Annotated in this window: 9 protein-coding genes and 1 pseudogene; 4 read left to right on the forward strand and 6 right to left on the reverse strand. The window is 58.6% G+C overall.

The window, feature by feature from the left end:
• Positions 1–151: 151 nt before the first annotated feature.
• From AC0L2X_RS22485 to AC0L2X_RS22510, 6 genes are all read right to left on the reverse strand, one after another.
• Entirely contained in the window at positions 152–706 is a 555-nt protein-coding gene (locus tag AC0L2X_RS22485) for an Lcl C-terminal domain-containing protein (protein ID WP_473600381.1), read from the reverse strand.
• Positions 707–1,045: 339 nt separating this feature from the next.
• Positions 1,046–1,750 (reverse strand): SOS response-associated peptidase, encoded by a 705-nt coding sequence (locus AC0L2X_RS22490; protein WP_473600382.1) that lies wholly within the window; start codon positions 1,748–1,750, stop codon positions 1,046–1,048.
• Positions 1,751–2,885: 1,135 nt separating this feature from the next.
• Positions 2,886–3,128 (reverse strand): hypothetical protein, encoded by a 243-nt coding sequence (locus AC0L2X_RS22495; protein ID WP_473600383.1) that lies wholly within the window; start codon positions 3,126–3,128, stop codon positions 2,886–2,888.
• A 1,081-nt stretch (positions 3,129–4,209) separates the two neighbouring features.
• Positions 4,210–4,635, reverse strand: coding sequence for a YidB family protein (locus AC0L2X_RS22500; RefSeq protein WP_473600384.1), 426 nt, complete (start codon positions 4,633–4,635; stop codon positions 4,210–4,212).
• Positions 4,636–5,967: 1,332 nt separating this feature from the next.
• Complete coding sequence (locus AC0L2X_RS22505; protein ID WP_473600385.1) at positions 5,968–6,189, reverse strand: hypothetical protein; 222 nt, start codon at positions 6,187–6,189, stop codon at positions 5,968–5,970.
• Positions 6,190–6,328: 139 nt separating this feature from the next.
• Positions 6,329–6,754: a hypothetical protein gene (locus tag AC0L2X_RS22510; protein ID WP_473600386.1), complete on the reverse strand. Its 426-nt coding sequence runs from the start codon at positions 6,752–6,754 to the stop codon at positions 6,329–6,331.
• Positions 6,755–6,767: 13 nt separating this feature from the next.
• On the opposite strand from AC0L2X_RS22510, the gene AC0L2X_RS22515 reads away from it, so the two are divergent.
• From AC0L2X_RS22515 to AC0L2X_RS22530, 4 genes and pseudogenes are all read left to right on the forward strand, one after another.
• On the forward strand, positions 6,768–7,031 hold the full coding sequence (locus AC0L2X_RS22515; RefSeq protein WP_473600387.1) for a hypothetical protein: 264 nt from the start codon (positions 6,768–6,770) through the stop codon (positions 7,029–7,031).
• 262 nt (positions 7,032–7,293) lie between these two features.
• Positions 7,294–8,019 carry a Crp/Fnr family transcriptional regulator gene (locus AC0L2X_RS22520; protein ID WP_473559951.1) on the forward strand — a complete coding sequence of 242 codons (726 nt, stop codon included), beginning with the start codon at positions 7,294–7,296 and terminating at the stop codon, positions 8,017–8,019.
• Positions 8,020–8,035: 16 nt separating this feature from the next.
• Positions 8,036–8,263 (forward strand): DUF6894 family protein, encoded by a 228-nt coding sequence (locus AC0L2X_RS22525; protein ID WP_473560103.1) that lies wholly within the window; start codon positions 8,036–8,038, stop codon positions 8,261–8,263.
• A gap of 148 nt (positions 8,264–8,411) precedes the next feature.
• Positions 8,412–8,594, forward strand: a pseudogene (locus tag AC0L2X_RS22530) (ATP-dependent DNA ligase); the annotation flags it as partial.

Below are 8,594 nucleotides of genomic sequence, written 5' to 3' on the forward strand. Positions count from 1 at the left end.
TGCGCTGAGGAAGAGCAGACCAACGTCCAGCAGTCGCCTGGCGATCTCACCAATTTGGCAAATCGTAAGACTCTATGATTGCCTTCCACGATCGCGCGGAAACATTAGCTCACATAAGAGCGATATGGTGCTCAATAGGTCACGCCAGTAGCTAGTCCACGCCCGTGGCCGGCACCCCAAAAAAACACCATGCGCTTGCCTTCTTGGTCGCTTCAAGCGGACGCACCAGAGTCGTGGGTGCACTGAATGTGACGACCGCGAAGGATCCTGCCAGCCCTGGCCATTCAGTGCGCGTCCAGTATTCGGTTTCGCTACGCGCGAGCGGTGGCAGCTTGTATTGCGCGAACGCCTCGCGCTGCCTTGGCCAGTCCGCCGAATCGAGGCTCGTCAATTCCGACATCGTCGGAAGTTGCCAGCCCATGTCGCCGTAAGGCCCGCCTTGTCCGAGCGTAGCGCAATACCCCATCGCATCGCTCAGCGTGACAGGCTGATCAAGCCTGTCTATCCTGGCGACGAGGCAAGTGCGTTGGTCAACGAAGGCCTTGCCGCCATGTTCAGCGAGCAGCCAGAAATTTTGGTCATTCAGCGGCTGGCGGGCCTGCTTGTGCACAATACCGCAAGGTGCGGCTTGGGACTGCGGCGCCGACATGGTCGCGAAAACGGCAAAGCCAATGCTGAAAGTCACAAGGGTGGCAATCCGAAGCATGGCTTCCTCCTCCCTGGCCGCGCGTACCGCGTGGCAACCGAATAAGCGTACTTGAACCGGCGGACAATTAAAAGTTCCTGCACTTCGGAAATGGCAGGAACTTCCTTGAATTTACGACCACCATGACGGACATCCAAGTTGGTGCTCTGCCGAAAATCTACTGCAAGAGGTTTCGCGATACATGGGGAACTGGTTGCGTGACGTATGCCAACTACATGGAAGCATATTGGCGAACAGCCGACCACAGCTAATTCATGAGACCATATGGGGGCGCAAAGGGCGAGCGCGACGGCGCGACAGGCCGGTTCGCTCAAGGGCGGAGCGAGTGTTGACTCACACCTAAAACAGCGACCCTTGCGCCGGCGCCTGCTCTGGAAACTTGATCTGCGTCGCCGGCTTGTCGACGATCACCAGCGCGTCATCGGGCGCCGTGCGCTGCAGGTGTCTTGCCTCCGACCATGGCGCCGTCAGCCACGTCTCGGTTTCTTCCGGCGTGGTCAGGATCACCGGCATCGCCTTTTCGTGGATCGGCGCGATCAGCGCGTTGGGCCTGGTCGTCATGAAGCCATAGACCTGGTGATCGGCAGGGCCGTCCTTGACCTTGCGAAGGCCATGCCAGCGCGTCCACAGGCCGGCAAAGAAGAACAGCGGGCGGTCCTCGCCGAGTGCAAACCAGTAGTTGCGCTGGATCCCGGTCTCGGGGTCCTTGTCGCCGGGCGTCGGACTGGGTTCGGCGAAGCTGGTGACGGGCACCACGCAGCGGTTCTCGATGCCGAGATATTGCTGCCAGTGGCCGTATTGCGGATTGCGGATATTGGTGGTGCCATAGTCGGCCTTGCCCTTGACCCGCTCCAGCGGCGTCGGCATGCCCCACAGCAGATTGGCCAGTTCGCGTTCGCCGTCCGGCGCGTTGCGCACCACCGCGCCGGGCTGGTTGGGATAGATGTCGATGGAGGGTTCGAGATTGCCGAGGATGTCGCGCAAGGCGCGTGTCCACTGGCGGATGGCCTGCTGGCTGGTCGTGATGTTGTAAAGATTGCACATGGCCTGGAATGTGCCCCAATCGCTGCTGCGTCGTAACGTCCACAGGGCAATAGCATGGCTTCCAAGTCCCGGAAATGGCTAGCAGAAGTTCAGCAAAACTTGCTTTGGTGAGCTCACACAAGGCCGCCCTCCAAGTAGCGTTAGAATGCATCCGAGCGGTGTTGACGGTCGCGACCTCCGACGAGAGCCGGCTCCGCCCGGCCTGATCTCCGCGCGCGAATATCGCGCATCCTGGATGCGCGGAAAACCTTGCCACCTGAGCGCCGACAGGGATTATCGCGCATCTGCAATGCGCGATAATTTCCATGCCGCACCCTGTCGGACAGCAGTTCACCGCCGGGTCAGAATCGGGAATACTTTCGCTTGCTCGGGATCAGGAATCCGTCCTTTAGCAGCTCCAGGGCGTCGAGTGCCTCTCCTCCCTGCAAATTTGTCAGAGCTACTCCGTCTGTGAAGACAACCTCGTCGTCATCTATATCATAGACCTCCCAAAAACCGTTCGTGACTCTCCGGAGGGCGTGACGACGTTCCATCAGTACATCCTAATTGAGTCACGCGAAACGGAGGAACAAATTTGAGAACGGGCGAAAATTTGCGGTGGAAAAGCTGGACGCACCGCGCAAGCTTGCCCTCCGAAGCCGGGCGGACGAGTGATCCTGAGCTTACCCGCTTTCGATCAAGCGTGCTCAAACCGCGTGGCAAATCCAGCAATGGCCTGCGGACCCCAATCAGCGTGAGCGCTGTCCTGCCGATCTCTCCTCCGCAGATGACGCCAGCAACCAAGCCAAGCGGCGGTTTCCCAAGCCTGCCCCTGCACGGGACCAATGATCTGGTTGGCCAGAGTTAGGTCCCATCAGGGCACCGGGTCAGCCGTTCCACGTTCTCAATGGTGGCTTTTGGCAGCTCGTGGATGGTGCGAGGCACATAGGGCCCAAACACAGCCTCCACGGCGCAAAACGCTGCGTCTGCTAAAGGAACGTGCGGCCCGGCACCCACCCCGCGGGGCTGTCAGTAAGATGCCGGGCCTGACCGGCGGGGTTAGAGGGGCAGCGCCGGCTATCGAAATATGAGCTAATGCTAATGGAAGCGAAGCATGCGAATGAAGGACGCAATGGCCAGTCGATGACGAACAGGCCTAGCCTGTCTTGTCGTGTAGGTGCGTTCTGCGCTGCTGTGGGCGGTATTTCTCCACCAGGCGGACATTGTCTATATCAACTGTCACCAGCGGTCCAAGATCGATTGTCACTTTCTCCTCATCGATCCGGGTAACTTCTCCTTTAAGCTCGATTTGCTGGCCTCGCTTTACCTTTGAGGTGCTGTCCTTGATGGAATGCGGGAATTTATAGCCCGGGATAGAGACGCTTACGCGATCCTCCATAACCCGACGCCGAACTGTAGCGGTTATTGCAACCTCATCTCCAACGCTGATCCGCGCCATGGAATGAGGGTGGAGCAGCCTTGGAGGTGGTCAAGGTGTTGCTAATGTACGCCACGGCAAGCGCTTCATGAACGAACTCGTATGGAACCGCTACCTGCTACCACCCGTTGCTATCAAAGTCACACAGAGCAGAAGCGGGATCAGCACGATGAACGGGCGACAAAACATCACTTTTGAAATGTGCTGTCTCTTGGCCGTTCCGCTTTCACTGCTCCTTGCGGTCCTATTGGCGGGACTCGTCCTGAGCTGACCACGACGCACCGGAACACGTCATATAAATATCGCTCGCCGGACCGGCGCACATCGTGGCGCGAGTGATTTCTGTGCCTTAACTTTGGCCGTTTCTGAGTCATTTTGTCCGCAGCAATCGCCCCGCGGTGGCTAGCGCACGATCTCTGCGCGCGTGCTTTCGCGGCGGCGCGGCCAATCCGTTGTGCCGTTCGAAGATTGCTAGCTTCTGCGGATAGGTGAGCCGCACCTTGGCTTTGCACCCGTCGCATACAAAGTGCGCGATCGTTCTTATCGCAGAGCCCTTCCTCACCATCGGATGCGAGCAATTCGGACATTTGAACGTCAGCGTAACGTCGGACAAATCCCGGGCCAAACCCATTTTCCCTCTCCTGCGTTTGCGCTTTTGCGCTGCGGCTAAACGCTAGCGAGTCTTGCTAGGCAACTCAGATGCCAATCCGATTGTGCCAAATCGGGAAATAGCCGCCTCACCACGCCGCGAGCTTGGCTATCCGCCGGACCGAAACTATCGGTCGGGACGTTAGGCTTTGGCCCGAAAGGTTGTCCGGGTGAGCTGAAGCTGCGCGTACGCTCGAGGAGGCGATTGCCGATATCCGCTCCAACATCGTCTTGCGCCGGGTCGTGGAGCGCCTGGAGCGATCCGACGTTAAGGGCGAGGGCGCCAGTGTTCTGAGCAGCCTACTTAACGACCACATTCGCAACCATTTCCGAACCGCCTGATTGCGAGCGAAAGCGACCCGAGACGACCTTAGCTGTCGATGGCGAGATGGCGCTAAGTACGACCAGTCGTTGGGACCACGTCCAGGAGATTTGGACCTTTGCTCGCTGGCAACTGGCCGTCGGGAGTGAGTTTGTCTACTGCGTCGGGAAGTTCTCTTGTGAGCCGGTCGAGAAGCTCGTCATGGGACAATCCGGTTTGCTCGGCCAGGTCATCCAACGTTTGCGGGTCGATTGCTTTCTCAACCTGTTCGCGCTGAACCGGTCGGTTGGATCCCTTTCCTATCCAGGAATCTACCTGATCGCCCGCACCGACATTTCTGAGACGGTCCAGGATGTCGCCGAAGCCGCCGGGGGAGCCCGCGCTAGCGTTGGGATCTGTCGATTTCCTGCCCGCGATCAACTCGCCGATTTTGTCCCTGTTCTTGTAGGCAAGCAGGCCAAGCAAGGCTATGGCGACCTTTCCTATGTCAAGGCTCATTTCGTATCTCCTTCCACAAGAAGGCAAAAGTCATGCGCTTTTGAAAGGTTCCACGGTTCGGGTCTCCCATCGGAATTCCGGGCTAGCCGCGAACCTGTTGTATATTAGCATCTGCGGAACTTTCGGCCTTTTCGCGTGTTGGTGCCTTGTACTCCGGCCAGACAGCAATTGTGCCTAGCTGTCGGTTACACTTGGCCCGTCGGCTTCGGTCGGCGGGCTTTTTGTTCTCTTGAGTGGAACACCCGCCTGTGACGATGGTTCGATCTGCAGTATCCGCCCAGATCGGGCCACGCACAGGAGAGCGCCGGTTGGCCACTTGGACCCAGAGAGATGAGAGACAGCAGCGCACGTCAGATGCTGCACGGTCATTAATCGATGTTGAGCGCGCGGCCCGAGACGCAAAGACCGCTCGGCTCCGGGAGAAGCGGCTGAAGGCTGAAAACACACCCTCCGTGGAAACACCCGATGGAACAACTTCGCAGTGAAATGGCAGTCCTGGCGGACCTCGGCTTTTGGGTAGCGCTGGCGGTCGTGCTGGTTCCCTATGGAATCGGCTCTGCACTGCTTCTGTGGGTAGCCACCCCTCCGGCTCTGCAGTAGCCTTCTTGACGCCGCATAACGGTTCGTTAGGCATGTTTGAGGGCGTGATGGGACTGTCTCCAAACGTTCATCGACCGTCTTCGAAGCGCTCGTTAGGCGGGCAGGCATGCATCATCTCCCAATGGGTGTCGCCCTCGCCATTTCGCTTGCATTCGGTTTAGTCGTGACGGCAATAGCCGCGAAGGATCAGTCGGAAGGCTGCGGCACGCGGTGCTCATCGGTCCTGGGCGATGTTCCCATGAGGGGCACGGGCCACGATGTGGAGGCGGAACCGACCATCGGGCACCCCGAGCCCTAAACAGTGGGCCGCCTTCCTTAGCAGCCTTTACGTGTCATTGCCCGCTACTGGCAGCCGAAGGGCATCGGCAACTTCGACTATAGCGTCCCTTATTTCTTGGTCTGTCGCGACCAAATGAGGTGTCGCCTCCCGAACCCGGCGTAGCGCGCCAGAAATCGATATGGTGTCCTCTCGGTCAGCCCTGTTGAGGACCGCATTAATTGCCTCCTCCAACACTGGATCGATCCTTGCAACGCCCATCCAACCCCCCGGTTGTAAGGGTTCGATGATACTACGGTAGTCTTAAGGATCAATTCGATGTACGAAGGCGTACCGAGGGCGTCTCAGCAATCTGTTCCGAACCCGCGGCGTGATCGAATCCGCAGGCATCCCAGGTCGGTCGGTCTTGACATACACCGGAGGGTTAAAGGCGGCAGGAACTGACGAATCAGTTGTTATTCGTCGAGGTCAAAGGCCACTCCCCGTAAAAATACCGGAGCCGCTTCGACGATAAGTTGGATCAACGTCGCATCACCGATCTCGAGATCAGGCGCAGCTTCACGAACTGCCGCTATCACCGCCTTGACCGACACGGTGCTGCTGTCCGGCGTGTTGGCGATGGCATCCTGCACAAGCTCGACCGGTCTGCGGCCAAAGATCGCCTCTACGTTGTTCATCTGAGGGCTCCCCAACGCACTACAGAAGCGTCATTTTTTGGCACATTGCGGGGAAAGATCAACAAACGATTTTGTGTGGAATGGGCGGTTCGGAATACTTGGTAAAAATTCTGAGCAAGCTGAGTCCTCCCGCCTGATGTCAAGCGTGGTCGGCCCCGCCGCACCTAACGTGCGGCGGCCTTTTTGCTTTGCTCATCGCCTGGCAAATGAGCGAAACCAAGCGGTCACGCGCACCTTTGTGGAGTGCATCGTTCGGGCGTCTCGCAAGGAAATCGTCCGCACTCATCCAGTCGACCGGATTTGAACTGACTTGGGGCGGACCGAATTCGACATAGAGATGCGACTCTTCAGGCAAGAAGACGACCCGCCACGTTCCGTTGGTATCGGCGGCAAGGCTGCAGGTGAGAGACGTCATGGCGAACTCCTTCGGACCGAGCTTGCCAGACCGCCCGGGGAATTCCATCGCAAAGACGTGGGTATTGACGCACCGAAAAGGTGCGGCGATTTCGCCTTCGCCGTGGCTTGACATGGCGACGTGATCATCTAACGAAAATGGAACATCCATTCGGGGGTCTGGGATGCATTCTGGCATCGATATTTCGGGCATGCCGGCAGTCGATGAGGTCGACAGCTTCATCATCCTGCCACCGTTGGGACATCGGTCCGAACAGGTCTTGCGCGAAGTCGAGGCCTTCCTGAAAAGGTGTTTCCCCGAATACGACTTCTTAGCGAATGGTGACACGGAGCCTTTCGAGGGCGATTATCAGGTCCTGCCGATCTGCGGCGTTGGTGGCGACGAGCCGGGCACCCTGCGCGTTCTCGATCACCCGAGCAATCAGTGATGATGGGCATCGCGGTTGCGCTGAAGGGGTTCAGACCCGGCAAGCCGCCAGCGCTGAACTAACCGGCCCGTCTTTCGCCAGAATCTTGCGGCTCGCGGCGGTTTGTTCGAATTCGTACCTAAGCCCTGACAGTAGCTTTCATCGTTGCTTGCGAGGGGACTTAGGAAGATAAATACCCATCGCTTGCCGACGTCCACGGGCGCAAGCGGCTGAGAGATGGCTAGAGGTGCTCGTGCTCTTGCCCCAACTGGGAGGCAAGAGCGTGGCTCAGCTTCAGCAATTAAGCATTCGCAACCGTCTGCTCACGTCCTTGTCGCCCGACGACTTTGGGCTCGTGCAGCCACATCTCGAACCCGTCACGTTCGGGTTGCGCGAACACCTGTTCAGAGCCGAACAAAAGATCACCCATGTTACGTTCCCCGAACGTGGGATTGCTTCAATCGTGGCGGACACCGAAGAAGGACGGTTCGAGGTCGGCATGGTGGGATGGGAGGGTTTGGTTGGAACATCTGTCGTGCTCGGTGTGGACCGCACGCCCCACACCTGCATGGTCCAGGCTGCAGGCGAAGCGTTGCGGATTGAGGCGGGCGAGCTTCTTTCGGCAATGGACCGCAGCAGCACGCTGCGCGCGCTCGTTCTCCGCTTCGTGCATACCTTCATCGTGCAAGTCAGTCAGACAGCCTATGCAAATGCGGGCTACTCGACCGAGGAGAGGCTAGCGCGGTGGCTGCTGATGACGCATGACCGGCTGGAGCAGGACGACATGCCTATCACGCACGAATTTATGAGCGTCATGCTCGGTACGCGTCGCCCCGGCGTGACCTTGGCGGTGCAGATGCTGGAGGGTGCCGGGGTGATAAGGGCCACACGTGGTCACATTATCATGAGGAATCGAGCGAAGCTGGAACAGATTGCCGGCCAGTCCTACGGCTTTGCCGAAAAGGAATACTCTAACGTATTCCAGTTCCCAATCAGGCGCGAGCGATGATGTGTTGCGCTACTTTATGAATGTGCGGTACCGCGGTCGCCTAATCCCTGATTACGAAGGCGACGAACTGGCAAATGACGACGCCGTGCGCGGGCATGCGCTCGCGACCGCGCACGACCTCGTTTTCCGGACCCGCATGGACACGATCCGAAGCTGGTTCGATTGCAGCTTCGAGGTCACCGACGAGAGCGGCAGGACCGTGCTAACAATGCCCTTCAGCGATGTTGTTGATCCTCGCCCTTAAAGACAGCCATGCGGAATCACGTTCCGTTCACTCTGGCTAATATAGCTTTGTACCTAGTATTGACTGGGTGGGTAAAATTGTAGGTACCGGCGCCGGCGTTGAGTCGTTCCGCCGATGGAGCCCAAGCTGGTCGCCAAGCCACCCGAGGGTGAGCCCTGGACTGGACGGCTACCGCACCCAGATCGTCATCAACAGCCGCGACGATATCCGCGCCTTCACCAAGAGCGGTGTGGACTGGACGAGTAAATACACCGGCCTCGTCGAAGCCGCGCGGGAGCTTGACGTCAAGAACGCGATCTTCGAGGGTGAGGCAGTGGTCACCAATGCGGCC

Source organism: Mesorhizobium sp. WSM4828 (assembly GCF_055811175.1).